Origin of the sequence: Actinoallomurus sp. NPDC052308, assembly GCF_040679195.1 — a bacterium.
Classification (GTDB): Bacteria; Actinomycetota; Actinomycetes; order Streptosporangiales; family Streptosporangiaceae; genus Actinoallomurus; species Actinoallomurus liliacearum.
On record NZ_JBFAUM010000001.1, the window covers coordinates 857,075 to 872,351 of the forward strand.

General features: G+C 70.6%; 14 protein-coding genes. 7 read left to right on the forward strand and 7 right to left on the reverse strand.

Features of this window, described 5'->3' with window-relative positions:
* Window positions 1–97: 97 nt before the first annotated feature.
* Window positions 98–2,161 (reverse strand): cellulose binding domain-containing protein, encoded by a 2,064-nt coding sequence (locus tag AB0L00_RS04350; RefSeq protein ID WP_364428134.1) that lies wholly within the window; start codon window positions 2,159–2,161, stop codon window positions 98–100.
* A 377-nt stretch (window positions 2,162–2,538) separates the two neighbouring features.
* On the opposite strand from AB0L00_RS04350, the gene AB0L00_RS04355 reads away from it, so the two are divergent.
* The 3 genes from AB0L00_RS04355 to AB0L00_RS04365 all read left to right on the forward strand — a co-directional run bounded on the left by AB0L00_RS04355 (window position 2,539) and on the right by AB0L00_RS04365 (window position 4,901).
* A complete protein-coding gene (locus AB0L00_RS04355; protein ID WP_364428137.1) occupies window positions 2,539–3,843 on the forward strand; it encodes a PHB depolymerase family esterase in 1,305 nt (434 codons plus the stop codon).
* 195 nt (window positions 3,844–4,038) lie between these two features.
* Window positions 4,039–4,770 (forward strand): 3'-5' exonuclease, encoded by a 732-nt coding sequence (locus tag AB0L00_RS04360; protein ID WP_364428140.1) that lies wholly within the window; start codon window positions 4,039–4,041, stop codon window positions 4,768–4,770.
* The gene (locus AB0L00_RS04365; protein ID WP_364428143.1) at window positions 4,767–4,901 is read left to right on the forward strand and encodes a hypothetical protein; all 135 of its coding nucleotides are present in this window, start codon (window positions 4,767–4,769) and stop codon (window positions 4,899–4,901) included. The genes AB0L00_RS04360 and AB0L00_RS04365 overlap by 4 nt, the downstream gene beginning before the upstream one ends.
* Window positions 4,902–5,184: 283 nt before the next feature.
* Here the strand turns inward: AB0L00_RS04365 and AB0L00_RS04370 are convergent, their stop codons facing one another.
* Window positions 5,185–5,934, reverse strand: a complete 750-nt coding sequence (locus tag AB0L00_RS04370; RefSeq protein ID WP_364428146.1) for a helix-turn-helix transcriptional regulator — start codon at window positions 5,932–5,934, stop codon at window positions 5,185–5,187.
* Between AB0L00_RS04370 and AB0L00_RS04375 the strand changes: the two genes are divergently transcribed.
* A complete protein-coding gene (locus tag AB0L00_RS04375) occupies window positions 5,933–6,136 on the forward strand; it encodes a hypothetical protein (RefSeq protein WP_364428149.1) in 204 nt (67 codons plus the stop codon). The genes AB0L00_RS04370 and AB0L00_RS04375 overlap by 2 nt on opposite strands.
* A gap of 106 nt (window positions 6,137–6,242) precedes the next feature.
* Here the strand turns inward: AB0L00_RS04375 and AB0L00_RS04380 are convergent, their stop codons facing one another.
* The 3 genes from AB0L00_RS04380 to AB0L00_RS04390 form a co-directional block, all read right to left on the reverse strand.
* Window positions 6,243–6,494, reverse strand: coding sequence for a hypothetical protein (locus tag AB0L00_RS04380; protein WP_364428151.1), 252 nt, complete (start codon window positions 6,492–6,494; stop codon window positions 6,243–6,245).
* Between the two features lie 77 nt (window positions 6,495–6,571).
* On the reverse strand, window positions 6,572–7,363 hold the full coding sequence (locus AB0L00_RS04385; protein ID WP_364428154.1) for a DUF4253 domain-containing protein: 792 nt from the start codon (window positions 7,361–7,363) through the stop codon (window positions 6,572–6,574).
* Between the two features lie 77 nt (window positions 7,364–7,440).
* Window positions 7,441–7,800: a nucleotide pyrophosphohydrolase gene (locus AB0L00_RS04390; RefSeq protein ID WP_364428157.1), complete on the reverse strand. Its 360-nt coding sequence runs from the start codon at window positions 7,798–7,800 to the stop codon at window positions 7,441–7,443.
* Between the two features lie 158 nt (window positions 7,801–7,958).
* Between AB0L00_RS04390 and AB0L00_RS04395 the strand changes: the two genes are divergently transcribed.
* Both AB0L00_RS04395 and AB0L00_RS04400 read left to right on the forward strand, forming a co-directional pair.
* On the forward strand, window positions 7,959–8,630 hold the full coding sequence (locus tag AB0L00_RS04395) for a GPP34 family phosphoprotein (RefSeq protein ID WP_364428159.1): 672 nt from the start codon (window positions 7,959–7,961) through the stop codon (window positions 8,628–8,630).
* Between the two features lie 58 nt (window positions 8,631–8,688).
* Window positions 8,689–9,885 carry a TIGR02679 family protein gene (locus tag AB0L00_RS04400; RefSeq protein ID WP_364428161.1) on the forward strand — a complete coding sequence of 399 codons (1,197 nt, stop codon included), beginning with the start codon at window positions 8,689–8,691 and terminating at the stop codon, window positions 9,883–9,885.
* Between the two features lie 139 nt (window positions 9,886–10,024).
* On the opposite strand, the gene AB0L00_RS04405 is transcribed toward AB0L00_RS04400, so the two are convergent.
* Window positions 10,025–10,687 carry a hypothetical protein gene (locus tag AB0L00_RS04405; RefSeq protein ID WP_364428164.1) on the reverse strand — a complete coding sequence of 221 codons (663 nt, stop codon included), beginning with the start codon at window positions 10,685–10,687 and terminating at the stop codon, window positions 10,025–10,027.
* Window positions 10,688–10,747: 60 nt separating this feature from the next.
* Window positions 10,748–13,996, reverse strand: a complete 3,249-nt coding sequence (lysX, locus tag AB0L00_RS04410) for a bifunctional lysylphosphatidylglycerol synthetase/lysine--tRNA ligase LysX (protein WP_364428167.1) — start codon at window positions 13,994–13,996, stop codon at window positions 10,748–10,750.
* A 112-nt stretch (window positions 13,997–14,108) separates the two neighbouring features.
* Between lysX and AB0L00_RS04415 the strand changes: the two genes are divergently transcribed.
* On the forward strand, window positions 14,109–15,239 hold the full coding sequence (locus AB0L00_RS04415; RefSeq protein ID WP_364428170.1) for a serine/threonine-protein kinase: 1,131 nt from the start codon (window positions 14,109–14,111) through the stop codon (window positions 15,237–15,239).
* Window positions 15,240–15,277: the final 38 nt, after the last annotated feature.

A 15,277-nucleotide genomic window follows, 5' to 3' on the forward strand; every position in this document is an offset into this window, starting at 1 on the left:
CCGTGTGTTGGAAGCAGGACGGTACCAGTGGAAGGGGATCACTGGCGCCCGCTGAGCGAGGAGGCGCAGCAGACGCCAGGGATCAGTGCTCCTTCGGTCACTCGGCCACCGTGCAGACCGTTCCGTTGAGCCGGAACGTCCCGGGGAGGACGTTCGGGCCGGTGTAGGCCCCGACGAAGCCGATGCTCACGGTGGCGCCCGCGGCCAGCCTCCCGTTCGTGTCGAGGTTGGTGGCCTTGACGTCCCGGCCGTCCTGGGTCCACGTGGCGTTCCAGCCGCTGCTCAGCTGCTGCCATCCGGTCGGCCACGTGAACGTCAGGGTCCAGCCGTCGAGCGGGTCGGGACCGTTGTTCGTGACGTCCACGCCGGCGACGTAGCCGCTGGCCCAGTCGTTCTGGTCGGTGAAGCGGACGGTGCAGGCGCTGCTCGCCGGGCTGCCGGTGGTGAACGTGAGCGGCGGCGAGGCCCAGGACACCTTCCCGGCGGTGTCGCGGGCGAGGACGTTCACCGTGTACCGGGTGCCGGGATCGAGGTTGCGGACCGTGAGCGAGGTGCCGGCGGTCTCACCGAGTTCTTCACTGATCGTGCCGTTCTGCCGGTACACCTCGTACTTGGCGACCGGATGGGCGCCCGCGGCGGCCGCAGGCCAGGAGATCGTCGCGGATCGGTCGGTGACCGCCGAGGCGGTCGGTTGCCCGGGCGTCGCGGGCGCTCCTGCGGGCGTGCTCGCCGGGTGCAGGACGAGCGTGGTCAACGAGTACGGCGGCAGGGTCTGGCTCGTCGCGCTGCCGGTCTGGACCGAGTGCACGGAGGTGTCGCCGTTCCCGAACGAGTACACGGTCGGCACCGCGGCGGCGGGGGTGTAACCGGCGTAGTCGATGCTCACCGGGTGGGCGTTGTCCGGGTCCTTGTTCACCAGCAGCACCGCGAGGTCCCCGTTCGGGCGGCGCGCGGCGTGCGCGGTGACCAGGGCCTGGTCGGTGCCGGCCCGGACGAACTGGTCCCCGGGGCGGGCGAAGTCGTTCATCATGGACAGGCCGTGGTACGGGGCGAACGGCGTGTTGAGCGGCGGCTCGCAGGTCGCCCCGTCGGACGTGCAGCCCCCGCTGGAGAGCATGCCGAAGTCGCCGTAGTCGGTCTGGCCGGCCACCGTGGAGACCGTGCCGATCCCGTTGTGGACGTTCCACCAGTCGACCGTGAAGACGCCGTTCGCGAGCAGCCCGCTGTACGCGTCGGCCAGGAAGAGCGCGGCCGGCTGGGTGTCCTCGCCCACGCCCACGTTGGTCTCGGTGAGGCTGATGCCGATGCGGCCGGTGCCGTCCCCGGCATACCGGGCGATCTGCCGCCGCAGCAGGTACATGGCGTCGTCGATCTGCCCCGGCCTGGCCAGGGACTCGCCGGCGGTGGTGCCGCCCGGGTACCAGTGCACGTCCACGAAGTCGATCTTCGATCCGGCGATCGAGAGCACCGTCTGGTTCCAGTTCGCCGAGTCACCGTCGCCGACCACCGCGTCCGGCCAGTTCGCCGGCATGGTGAGCACGGCACCGACCTTGATCGTGGGGTCGACCGCCTTCATCGCGTCGGCGTATGCGACGACGCCGTTGGCGTACGCGGAGGGGCTCTTGTCGGCGTGGTCGTCGGCCTCCCAGTCGGATCCGTAGTGGCCGTTTCCGTAGTTCTCGTTGCCGATCGTCCAGTACTTCGCGCCGTACCCCTTGGTCACGTTGGCGTACCGGACCCAGTCGGCCGCCTCTTCGGGCGTCCCGGTGCCGTAGTTGGCGATGACCATCGGCTGCGCGCCGACCCGCCGTACAGAGGCCATGAAGGTGTCGAAGTCGGTGTTCGGGGCGACGTAGCCGCCCGGCGCGGTGTTGGTCTTCCAGTGATAGATGTCCCCGTACGAACCGCCCGGATACCGGATCATCCGCACGCCGGCCGCCTGCAACCGGTCCGACACCGCGGTGGTGCCGAGTTCGGCGTCCCAGACCGCGTCATTGACGCCCAGCCCGGTCGCGGGCATGGTCGCCAGCCCCGCTCGCGCGTTCACGGTGACGTTCACGGGTGGGTCGGCGGCGCGGGCGCCCGCCGAGGCGGGCCCGGCGGATGAGACGGCCGCGACGAACGCGGTCAGCGCCGCGGCGACGGCGGGACGGAGGCGCATCAGTGATCCAATCGCCGGTGATCAAAGTCGCCTCATGCTGAGATCCGGCCCCAGGACTGTCAACGGACCTCACGTCCGTTCGACCCCCGCCGACACCCGTAGGAGTGCGGGATGATCGGCGCGGTGGTGGCATTCCGCCTGGTACGGGAGCGGACGGCCGTCGGCGGTTCCCCGCCTCGGCCCAGCCGGCCGGCGTGGGCCGGGCATGAAACTTTCGCGCGTCACCCCAGGTCGCGGCGGTCTCTCAGCCTGGGGCGTTGACCGCCTGGACACGCCGTTCTTAGCGTTCGCCTGTCCGGAACACCGGAGGGATTCCCGTTATACCGCGTGGGCCGTCCCACCCAGCCCGCCGCATCGTGAGGAGGACCGACGCGGTCATGAAGCTGAAGAGGAAGGGCGTGGCGACACTGCTCGCCACGCTGCTGGCCGCGGGCGGCGGGCTGGCGTCCATGCACAGCGCGTCGGCGGCGTCGCTGGTCGAGGTGACGAACTTCGGCGACAACCCGACGAACCTGCGAATGTATGAGTACGTGCCGAACTCGGTCGCGGCGCACCCGGCGATCCTCGTGGTCTCGCACTACTGCACCGGGTCAGGGCCGGCGATGTACTCGGGCCGTCCGGAGTTCCCCCAGCTCGCGGACAGGTACGGCTTCATCATCGTCTACCCCTCGGCGACCCGCAGCGGCTCCTGCTTCGACGTGTCGACGGCCGGCGCGCTCAAACACAATGGGAACAGCGACCCGGCGGGCATCATGTCGATGGTCCAGTGGGAGGAACAGCACCGTAACGCCGACGCGAGCCGGGTGTACGCCACCGGCGAGTCCTCCGGCGCGATGATGACCAACGTGCTGCTCGGCGACTACCCCGACGTCTTCAAGGCCGGCGCGGCGTTCGCCGGGGTTCCGTTCGGCTGCTTCGCCACCACTGACGGGTCGATGTGGAACAGCGCCTGCGCGAATGGGCAGATCAGCAAGACGCCGCAGCAGTGGGGCGACCTCGTCCGTGCCGCCTATCCGGGTTACACGGGGGCACGCCCGCGCATGGAGGTCTGGCACGGCACGGCCGACGGCACGCTGAACTACAACAACTTCGGCGAGGAGATCAAGGAGTGGACCAACGTGCTCGGCGTCAGCCAGACACCGAGTTACACCGACCACCCGCAGTCGTCGTGGACCCGCACGCGTTACGGGGGGACGGGCATCACCGCACCGGTCGAGGGCGTCAGCGTTCAGGGTGCCGGCCACGGCGTCTACCAGACCGGGATGGGCGAGCTGGCCCTGCGCTTCATGGGCCTCATCGGCGACGGCTCGACCCCTACGCCCACGCCGACCCCGACCCCGACCCCGACTCCGCCGGGCGGGCCGGGTCCCTGCGCGGTCAGTGACACGGTGAGCGCCTGGAACACCGGCCTGACCGAGAACATCACCATCACCAACACCGGCAGCTCGGCGATCAACGGCTGGTCCCTGGCCTTCACCCTGCCCGGCGGCCAGACGATCACGTCCGGCTGGAACGCCGCCTTCACCGGTTCGAGCGGCCAGGTGACCACGACGAACGTCTCCTACAACGGCTCCCTGGCACCGGGCGCGTCGACGAGCTTCGGCTTCCAGGCCACCCACACCGGCGACACCGCCAAGCCGTCGGCCTTCACCCTCAACGGATCCGCCTGCACGGTCTCCTGACCGGAGGCCCCGAGGACGGCTGGTCCCTGGCGCTCGCCGAGCGGAGACACAGGGCGACCGCCAGGGATCAGCACTACCGCTGCCATGGTGATCTCGCAACGAGTGACCGCGTCCGGCCGCTGCATACTCCAATGCCGCTGTCGCCGCGTCTCCCGCAAGGGCTCTTCGGAGCACGGGCGGATTCAGGGAGGCGCGATGCAGGGGTATGCCATCGTCGATGTGGAGACCACTGGCCTGTACGCCGGGGGCACCGACCGGATCATCGAGGTCGCCGTCGTCCAATTGGATCCCCTCGGCAGGGCGACCGGCGAGTGGGCCACCCTCATCAATCCGCAGCGTGATCTCGGCCCGACCGGCATCCACGGCATCCGCGCGAACGACGTCCGGCAGGCACCGTCTTTCGCGGCGATCGCTCCCACCTTGGCGCAGCTTCTGGCGAGTCGTGTGACGGTCGCGCACAATCTCCCGTTCGACGCGAGATTCCTGGCCGCCGAGTATGCGCGACTCGGTGTGACGACCCCGCTGGATCACCGACACGGCCTCTGCACCATGCGGATGGCGGCCGAGTTCCTGCCGGGTTCGAAACGAGCGTTGGCCGCCTGCTGCCAGGCCGCCGGTGTCGCCCTCGACAATCAGCACGATGCCTTGAACGACGCCCGCGCGGCGGCCGGGTTGCTCTCCTGTTACCTGGGCAAAGTGGGCACCCCGCCACCGTGGGAGGACCTGCTGTGGCGCGTGGCCGCCCTGACCTGGCCGGCGCTGCCCCCCTTCCTCCGTCGCTCCGGTCCGCCGAGGCTGCGCCTCCGCGACCCCGAACGACTTCCTCGCTCGCCTGGCCGAGCGGCTGCCGCGGTCCTCCGACGCCGTCGTCGACTCCTACCTCGCCCTCCTGGAGAGTGGCGGGCCTGGCGGTCGGCTCTGGCGTGACGAAGAAGACGGCGCTCGTCGTGGCCGCCGACCCGGAGTCGTTGTCCGGTAAGGCGCGCAAGGCCTCCGCGTACGGGATCCCCGTCGTCGCCGAGGACGCCTTCGACGCACTACTCGCCGAGTTGTCCTGACCGCCGGTCATCTCAGGGAGCCTAAGTTGTGTGAGGTAGATCTATACTTTCGCTGCTTATAACGAGCGCTACTTCGACACACTGATCACCTTGAGTCTGGCTGTTGACACTCCTTCGCCATCGGACGGCAGTCTGGAGCCCGGCAGTCGCCATATGTGCTCCCTCTCGCTCATCAGTACGACTCCGCGATCGTGGCGATCAGGTCGACGGAGTCGGCGGCGCTGAGCGCCTTCGCGCGAAGGTGATCGAATCCGATACTAGCCGTTTTGAGGTCGGCGTCGCGCTAAAGGATGAGGTGACCGGCGAGTGTCTCCACGAAGGCGACGTCGCGGTCGCTTGGCTCGGAGAATGAGTAGATTCCGATGGAGCCTGCGAGAGATGCATGCGGACCGACGGCGTACGGTACGACTTGCACGGTGACGTGGGGACGTCGAGCTTCATGGTTCAGGTGTAGGAGCTGCTCGCGCATAACCGTAGGGTCGCCGATCATCCGCCGGAGAGCCGCTTCGTCGAGTATGGCCCAGAGATCGAAACCACCCTCCTGCGCCAAGATGGTCTGGCGCTGCACGCGTAGCTCGACGCGGCGTTCGACTTCCGATTCGTCGAGGTCGAGTGGTCCGCTGCGGGTGATGATGGTTCGGGCGTAGTCGGGGGTCTGGAGCAGGCCGGGGATGGCCAGGGCCTGGAAGATGCGGAGACCTGAGGCGGCGGTCTCCAGGTCGATGACGGTGGCGTACTCCTTGTCCAGCAGGTCGCTGTAGGGCTGCCACCAGCTCTTCTCCTTGGACCGGCGGGCGAGGGTGATGAGGCGATCGCGGGTCTCGCCGGGGCCTGCGCCGTACAGGTCGAGCATGGCGGCGACGTCGCTCCAGGTGACCGAGATGCGGCCGTTCTCGATGCGGGAGATCTTGGAGTTGGATGCCCAGCCGAGGCGTTCGGCGGCTTCGTAGCTGGTGAGGCCGGCGGCCTCGCGGAAGCGGCGCAGCTCCGCGCCAAGCCGACGACGACGGGCGGTGGGGGATGTCGCTCGCATGCTCGCGCTCCTTCTTGGGGCTATCGACCCAAAGCAGTTGCACGATCACGAACAGCTATCGCATGCTCAGGGTTATGCAGGATACCGCTCTATGCCGCGTCATGCTGACGTGGTAGAGCGCGTGTTCGTCGACGACGACCTCAGGGAGGACGGCGTCGCGTTCGGTGGATTCGATCTGCCCGGCGTCAAGGACGCCAATTGAGGTTCCTTCCTCGGCCAGAATCTTGAACCATTGCATCTCCACATCTTGTCGTAGAGCGTGATAGGACGCGACGTCTAGCGTCTGTCCCGGAATGCTGCGGATACGGTCAAGCATCCCGAATATCCGGCTTCGCGGCACTCAACATGTTCCCGGGGATGACGACGAGGCGTTCGTCGGCACCGATGTGAACGTCTGCGGGCAGCCGGTCGGCGAACGCTGTTGTCATGTCCCGCCCGACGATCGCGATGTCACCGTTGTCCAGTTCCCAGATGTCCGGGCAGTCGTTAGTGGTGCGGCTGTTCCCTAATTCGGCTGCGGTCTTGCCGAGTCGGCGCCGCTCTCGGACGAGGGGCCCCAAACACTCACAGATCCCTGGCGGTCGCTGAGCCAAGAGAGCAGCGGACGCCAGCGATCAGCGGCCGGACGAGGCGCCGTTCAGTCCCACCAGAAGGACCAGGAGGTCTCGTCGATGAGATCCTCGGCGTACGCATCGAGGTCACCGCAGCCCTGCCGGATGTTGTCGGGGCAGAAGGCGAGGTGCTCGGCGGCCACCTGGCGGGCGTGCTCCGGCGTCTTCGGGGGCGCCGCCACGGACACATGGAGCGTGGCGAAGCCGACGGACACGACCTGGACACCGAACCGCTCCTCCCAGGAGCGAAGGACGGCCGAGATCTCCTGGGTGTGATTCGTATGGTTCATCGGACCCTGCCAGCCGCACAGGGTGATCGTGTCCGCGCCACGAGCCGCGGGGACCAGGCCGAGCAGCCAGGGCAGGGACGCGCCCAGGGACTCCGCGAACTCGGTCGCCGCGTCCGGGTCCGGATCCGCGCCCGGAGGCGCCAGCCCGGGCCAGGGGCCCGACGGCTCCGGATCCTCGGTGTCCTCGGCGGGCTCCGCGACCACCGAGTCCCAGAATCGGCGGAGCACGCCCTCCGCGGCCAGCATGTCGATGGCGCCGACGGTCAGCGGCGGATCGAGCTCCCCGTCGTGCCACGGCCGGCTGGGGCCATGCCCGAAGGTGGCGAGGAGCAGCGGGTAGAGGCCGGTCCGCTCGTGCAGCGCGAACAGCCTGGCCCAGTGCGCCCCGGCGTCGGCCAGCGGCTCGTCCGACACCCAGAGGACGGGACCGGTCGGGCTGCTCCGCGGTCCGAAGGTCTGCTGTGGCGTGATCAGGCGGCCGGCGGGCAGCCCGTCGGGGAGGTCAGCGAGCGGCGATTCACGGCGCATGCCCCGAAGTTAGCGGCGGGCTCCGACGTTCCTCAGCGATCAGGAGACGGGGCGCGCGGCCGACGCGATCTTCGGTCTCAGGGGAGGGGTGGGGCCTTGCGGGCGGAGCCGCGGTAGGTGCCGGCGTCGTAGCGGCGTTCGCCCTCGTCGAGTTTGGCGTGCGCGGCCTCGATCAGGTCGACGCCGAGCAGGTCGGCCAGCCGGACCAGGTAGACCGTCACGTCGGCCAGCTCCGAGCGCATTCGCCCCGCCGCCTCCGGATCCCGCATCACCCGAGCCGACTCCTCGGGGGTCAGCCACTGCAGCTCGGCCAGCAGCTCGCCGACCTCACCGGCCAGTGCCATGGCGAGGTTCTTCGGAGTGTGGAACTGCTCCCAGTCGCGTGCGGCGGCGAAGTCCCGCAGCCGATCCGCCAGCTCTTCCAGTGCCGTCGTCACCGGCCCACCGTACGAGATCCGCGACCGCCCGGCTTCGCCGGGAGGCGTACGGCACGGAACTCGATCCGGTCCTGTCTCGTCCTACCGTATGGCGGTGATCTTCCGCGGGGCGGGTAGGGGACCGGCCGGATCGCCCTCGAGACGGTGAGGTGGACGACGTGCGACTGACACTGGCCGATGAGCTTCTGCTGCTGGCGCTGCGGGAGGAGGACGGCAGCGCCCTGATCGGATCCACCGAGCTGGACTGCGGTGTGGCCGGCGCGTTGCTGGCGGAGCTGGCGCTCGCCGAGCGCGTGCAGCTCGTCGACGGGCGCGTCGTCGCGGCCGACCAGGCTCCGCTCGGCGACCCGGACCTCGACGGCCTCTTGGCGCGCATCGCGGCGGACGGCAAACTCCGCAAGGCCGAGCAGTGGGTGAGCAGGACGCGCCGGGATCAGACCCGGAAGCGGCGCCTGGGCCGCCTCGTGGCGATCGGCATCCTGGAGGAACGGGAGCACAAGTTCCTCTTCTTCAAGCACACCACCTTCCCGGAGCGCGATCCCCGGCCCGAGCAGGAGCTCCGCGCCCGGCTCCGCGCGGTGCTGGACGGCGCTCCGGCCGACGAACGGTCCGGTGCCCTCCTCGCGATCGTCCATGCCTGCCGTCTCGACCGGAAAACGTTCCCGGACGTCGACGGGAAGGTCCTGCGCCGGCGCGTCAAGGAGATCACCGAGGCGCAGTGGGCGGGGCGGGCCGTCGCGAAGGTCATCGCGTCGATCCACGCGGCGGTGATGGCCGCGACGTCCGCCGCGGTCGCCGCGAGCAGCGCGAGCGCCGTGTCCAGCGGCTGAGCGGCTCGGAGGGCCCGGCGCCGGTCCGGAGGGCGGGACACAGGGCAGACTCGTTCTCATGAAGGAGCTCGCCGAGCTGCGCGTCGCGGAGTGGCAGCGGTTGCTCGCCGCGGCGCGGCGCAGGCTGGAACGGACCGGCGGGGAGCCGGTCGGCTCCATCGGGTTGACCGACCCGTCCGACGCCGAGCGCCGGATCGTCGACCTGATCACCGACCGGTACCACGACGGGTCCAGGGCCCGCCGTGTCACCGTCTCCCTGGGCGAACTCGACCGCATGCTGCGCCGGGCGTACGGTACCGGCCTGCTGGCCGCGCTGGCCCGGATCGACGCGCCGGAACAAGCGGCGGGGATGGTCGCTGCGCTACAGGCCGCGTTGCGGGGCCGGCACGCGGGCGAGGGGTGGTATTCGGCGTGGCTCGGCCAGGTCTCTCGGGACGGGACCGCCGCCCGGCTCGTACGGCAGGGGCAGGGCGACCTCCTCGCGCGGGCCGCGGCCGTACTGGACCGGCTGCCCGCCAGGGACGTGCCGCTCCCCGTGCTCGCGGAATGGGCGACCGGCGACGCGACGGCGCTGTACGCCACTCCGCTGGCCGACCTGGTGCTGTGGGCGCTGCGGCTCTGGCAGGGGGCGTCGCCGCCGTCCGACCGCGCGGCCGAGCGCAGGATCTGGAACGACGCGGGTGTCCTCGTCGACGACCTGACCAGTCAGGTCCTGGTCCTCAACCTGCACGTGGCCGAAGAGCACACGGTCGCCCGGTGGCTGGATGAGGCGGCGGCCGCGGGGATGCCGTTCCGGGCCACGCTGCAGCAGCTGATGAGCGGTCCGCTGACGCCGCAGGCGCGGGAGATCTTCGTGTGCCAGAGCCCGGCGGTGGTCCGCGCGGCGGCCGCCCGGATGGGCGCGCGGTGCGCCGCGCTCGTGTGCACGGAGGGCCGGGCGTCCGTGGCCTGCCGCCGTCTCCTCACCGCGGCGGCGGTCGCCGGGGCGCGGATCCGGTGGCACAGCGACTTCGACTGGGCGGCCCTGCGCATGACGGCCGCGGCCGTTCACCGGTACGCCGCCCTGCCGTGGCGCATGGGCGCCGAGGACTACCTGGAGGCCGTGCGGACCGCCCGCGATCCGCTGCGCGGCGCCCGTGCCGCCACCCCCTGGGACGAACGTCTCTCGGTGGGGATGGCCAGGGCGGGATACGCGGTCCGCGAGGACCGCCTCGTCTCCGTGCTCCTCGAAGACCTCGAGCCGGGCGCCCTCTAGGTCCGGAGTCCCGGTTCGGATGGGGACCGCAGACTCTAGTCGGGACGGCCCGAAAAACCCATTCTTGGTACAGGGTCTTCGGCCACGTTCGAAGACAGAGGGCCGCGTCGGTCCGGCGACGCGGCCCTCTTCTCATGCCTCAGCCCTCGTCGAGGGAGCCCTCCCAGGCCCACGCCAGGGCACGGGGGAGACCCCAGTGCCCGAGCGGGGTGAGGCGTCGGTGCTCGTCCAGCGCGCCGACGGCCTCCCAGACGGGCACGATCAGCTCGAAGCCCTGCTCGACCGGTTCGCGGTCGTCCGGGTCGTAGGAGCCCTCGATCTCCGGGCAGCGGTCCGCGTACGAGAACAGGTCCTCCGGCCAGGCCCGGGCGCCGACGCCGGCTCTTGCCAGGCCGATCACCGCCCCCGCCCAGTCGGCGTGCTGCAGGGTCATCAGCGCGCTCTCCTCGTGGGTGCCGAGCCCGGACTCGCCGTTCATGGCGATCAGCGCCCCGGCGGCCTGCGTCCACAGGATCTCGTCGTCGGCGGGCGGCTGCCCGCGCCAGCCGGCGGCCGCGGCCAGATGGCGGTAGGGCCACTCCTTGAGCCCGCCACGGATGCTTTCGGCAGCCGGGCGCAGGTGTTCGGCGGGAACTGCGGTGGCCACCACCTCGGGCAGTGCGTCCCGGAGGATCTCCACCGCCGCACGGTCGGCCTCCTGCCACTCGCGCAGGAACTCGTCCGCGTCGAATTCGAGGAGGTCGTCGTACCCCTCCACCTCGCTCGTCGGGAGCCGTGTGACGTTGTCGTCCTTGTCGCTCACGACACGACTGTATAGGCGTTCGCGAGCGCTGATCGCAGGTTGCGGAACCCGTCCGGTGTCCTACGAGCCCGGGCGCAGCAGTGGGAAGGTGATCGTTTCGCGGATGTTGCGGCCGGTGAGCGTGATGAGGAGCCGGTCGACGCCCATGCCGAGACCGCCGGAGGGCGGCATGCCGTACTCGAGGGCGCGCAGGAAGTCCTCGTCCAGGTCCATCGCCTCCGGGTCGCCACCGGCGGCCAGCAGCGACTGCTCGGTGAGGTTGCGGCGCTGGATGATCGGGTCGATGAGCTCGGAGTACGCCGTGCCGAGCTCGAGACCGAAGACGATGAGGTCCCACTTCTCGGCGAGCCGCGGGTCGTCGCGGTGCGGACGGGTGAGCGGCGAGGTGGCGGCCGGGTAGTCGCGGACGAAGGTCGGCGCCTGCAGGGTGTGCTCCACCAGCGACTCGAACAGCTCCTGGACGAGCTTCCCCTGCTCCCATGCCGGGTCGTACGCGAGGCCGACCCGGTCGGCGTGCTTCTGCACCGTGCGCAGCGAGGTGCCCGGCGTGACCTGCTCGCCGAGCGCGTCGGACACCGAGCCGTACACCGTGATCTCGCGCCACGGCTCGCCGAAGTCGTACTCCACGCCGTCGCGGACGACCACGGTCGTGCCGGTCGCCGCGCGGGCCGCGTCGGTGACGAGCTCGCGGGTCAGCGCGGCCATCGTGTCGTAGTCGCCGTACGGTTCGTACGCCTCCAGCATCGTGAACTCGGGGTTGTGCCGCGGGGACACGCCCTCGTTGCGGAAGTTGCGGTTCAGCTCGAACACCTTGCCCGCGCCGCCGACGAGCAGCCGCTTGAGGTACAGCTCGGGCGCGATCCGCAGGAAGAGGTCCATGTTGTAGGCGTTCATCCTGGTGGTGAACGGCCTGGCCGCCGCGCCGCCGTGCACCGGCTGCAGCATGGGCGTCTCGACCTCGAGGAAGTCCTCCCGGCGCAGGCGGTCGCGCAGGGCCGTGATGACGTCGCCGCGCATCCGCAGCATGCGCCGGCTCTCGTCGCCGACGATCAGGTCGACGTACCGCTGCCGGACCCGGGTCTCGTCGGACAGGGCCTTGCCGGGCGCGCTGAAGCCGCCCGGGAGGGGGCGCAGGCACTTGGCGGTGAGGGTCCAGGAGGAGGCCAGAACCGACAGCTCGCCGGTACGGGAGGTGACGACCTCGCCGCGCACCCCGACCTGGTCGCCCAGGTCGATCAGCTGCTTCCAGGCCCGCAGGGCCTCGGCGTCGACGACGTCCGCGGCGAGCATCACCTGCAGGTCGCCGGTCTCGTCGCGCAACTGCGCGAAGATCAGCTTCCCGTGCTCGCGGGCGAGCATGACCCGCCCGGCGATCGCCACCTGCTCGCCCGTGTGCGTGTCGGGGGCCAGATCCCCGAACCGCTCGCGGACCTCGGCCGCGGTCGCGGTGCGCTCGAAGCCGAGCGGGTAGGGCTCGATGCCGGCCTCGCGCAGCCGGTCGAGCTTGGCGTGGCGCACCCGCTCCTGCTCCGACAGGCGTCGCGTCGGAATCCGGGCGGCGTCCGCGGACTCCTCGATCTCCCTGATCCGCTCGACGAGCGCCGGGGAGGGCGTGGGCGTGTGGAGGCGGGGACCGAACGGCGTCGGCAGGAAGCCCTCGGCCCGGGCCATGGCCAGGCCGATCCGGATCAGCTCGCGGTTCTGCTCGAAGCACACGAAGCGCGGCGTCCACACCGGGTTGTACTTGGCGTTGGCCAGGAAGAGCGACTCGAGCTGCCAGAACTTCGAGGCGAAGGACAGCAGCCGGTAGGCGAGCCGGCTGACGGGCCCGGCGCCGATCGCCGAGCCGCGCTCGAACACCGAGCGCAGCATGGCGAAGTTCAGCGAGACCCGGGTGACGCCGACCACGGCGGCGTTCTCGGCCAGCTTGGCGACCATGAACTCGTTGAGGCCGTTCTCGGCGTCGCGGTCGCGGCGCATCAGGTCCAGGGACAGGCCGGGCCGGCCCCAGGGGACGAAGCTGAGCAGCCCGCGCCGCCGCCCGACGCCGTCGAACGCCTCGACCATCACGCAGCGCTCGTCGGTCGGGTCGCCCAGGCGGCCCAGCGCCATGGAGAAGCCGCGCTCGGTGTGGCCGTCGCGCCACCGGTCGGCGTCGGCGATCAGCTCGGCCATCTCCTCGGCGTCGATCGCGCCGTGCCGGCGGACCCGGACGGTGTAGCCGGCCCGCTCCACGCGGCGGACGGCCTGCCGTACCTGGCGCATGTCGCGGCCCTCGAGGTTGAACTCGCGCAGGTCGAGGATCGCCTCGTCGCCGAGCTCCAGGGCGTCGAGCCCGCACCGGCCGTACGCGGCGGCGGCGCGCTCGCTGGCGCCGATCACGCCGGGGATCCAGGCGTGCGCGCGGCACTCGGCGAGCCACTCCTTGATGGCGGCGTCCCAGGCCTCCGGGTCGCCGAGCGGGTCGCCGGCGGCCAGGGAGACCGAGCCCTCGACCCGGTAGGAGATGCCGGCCCGGCCGTTGGGGGAGAAGATGATGTCCTTGTCGCGGCGGAGCGCGAAGTAGCCCAGGGAGTCCTGCTCGCCCCACTCGGCGAGCAGGGCGCGCGCCGGCAGCTCCTCGTCGGGCGCGAGGACGGCGAGCCGCTGACCGGGCCGGAACAGCGCCCACACCGTGGTCACGAGCAGGCCGCTGCCGAGCACGCCGAGGATGCCGTCGACCCAGCCGGGCACGTTGACGTGCAGCTCCTCGCCGCTGACGCCCGCGCCGAGGAGCGTCTGCAGCCCGGCGTAGACCAGGTGCGTCCACTCGGCGCCGCGCGCGTCGCGGTCGGTCAGGAAGACCAGGCTGGTGCCGATGACGCCGCCGACGATGAGCAGCCCGGTGAACACCAGGAGGGCGAGCCGCCGGTTGGCGCGGTCCGGCAGGGCGGAGAACTGGCCGCGCGCGGCGACGAGCAGCACGACGACGAAGCCGAAGGCGATGGCCGTGGCCAGCTCGCCCCCGCCCCCGGCGAGGCCGGCGAGGGCCCAGACTCCGAAGAACAGCAGGAAGAAGACGACGCTGATGCGCCAGGCGGCCTTCTTGCGCCGGCGGACGCCGACCGACAGCAGGATGAGCAGCAGCCCGTACGGGAGGCTGGAGTACCAGCCGAAGTAGTTGATCGAGCGCAGCACCCAGATGCCGGACAACCACTGGATGAGCCCGGACGACAACCACGCCAGAACGGACAAAACGCCTGAAACTCGGAGGTACCAGAACAAGGCGGTGGGTACGGCCTCGACGACCCGCTGCCATGTCTGGGTCACCGTCGTCCTCATCGCGCCCCCGTCGTCATGCCGTACATTCTTTCTTTGTACCGGGGATTAGGTGAGCGTCAGGCCAAATGAACGCTCCTCCTGTCGGTATCGTGCATGGACTATGCCGGAAAAACCCCTTCTTGCCCAGCGTTACCGCCTGCTCACTGAAGTAGGCCGTGGTGGCATGGGGACGGTCTGGCACGCCCGAGATGAAGCGCTCGGCCGCGACGTCGCCGTCAAAGAGGTGATCCTCCCGCACGGGTTCTCCGACGAGGAGCGGGAGATCCAGCACAAGCGGACCTTCCGCGAGGCGCGCACCGCCGCCCGGCTCAGCCATCCCGGCGTCGTGGCCGTCTACGACGTCGTCGAAGAGGACGGGCGCCCCTGGATCGTGATGGAGTTGATCCGGGCGCGCTCCCTCGAGCAGATGATCAAGCAGGACGGGCCGCTCTCGCCCAGACGCGCCGCCGAGATCGGGCGGCAGATGCTGAGCGCCCTGATGACCGCCCACGAGGCGGGCATCCTGCACCGCGACGTCAAGCCGAGCAACGTGCTGGTCATCGACGGGCGGTCGATTCGCGCCGTGCTGACCGACTTCGGCATCGCGCGGGCGCAGAGCGACGCGACGCTGACCCAGACCGGCATGCTGATCGGCTCGCCGGCCTACATCGCCCCCGAGCGGGCCAAGGGCCGCCAGGCGGTGCCCGCCTCCGACCTGTGGTCGCTCGGCGCCACGCTCTACGCCGCCGTGGAGGGCAAGTCCCCGTTCGAGCGGACCGAGGCGATGGCGAGCCTGGTGGCCGTGCTCACCGAGGAGCCGCCGTCCGCCCCGCACGCCGGGCCGCTGGCCCCCGTGATCGCCGGTCTGCTCCGGAAGGAGCAGGAGACGCGGCTGACCGCCACCGAGGCCGCCGTCATGCTCGACCGGATCATCATGGACGACCGGTCGGGCTCGACCCGGGTGCTGGAGACGGCCGGCGCCCAGGCCGCGGCGACGACGCGGATGGACACCGACGAGGCCTCGGACATGCCGGTCACCGGCCAGGTCCTGACCCCGTCGGACCCCGGCGAGACGCTGACCGATGACCCGGCGGCGGAGGACACGCCGATCGACGAGCCCAGGCGCGGGCACGGGTCGGCGATCGAGGACATCCGGCCGGTCTGGCTCTCGGGCCGGCACGGCAACCTGGCGATCGCGACCGTTCTCGCACTGATCGTCATCGGTCTGATCATCCTTACCTTGGTGCGGTGACTCGCCGCAAACGATGCTGATCCGTCATCACTGATCGG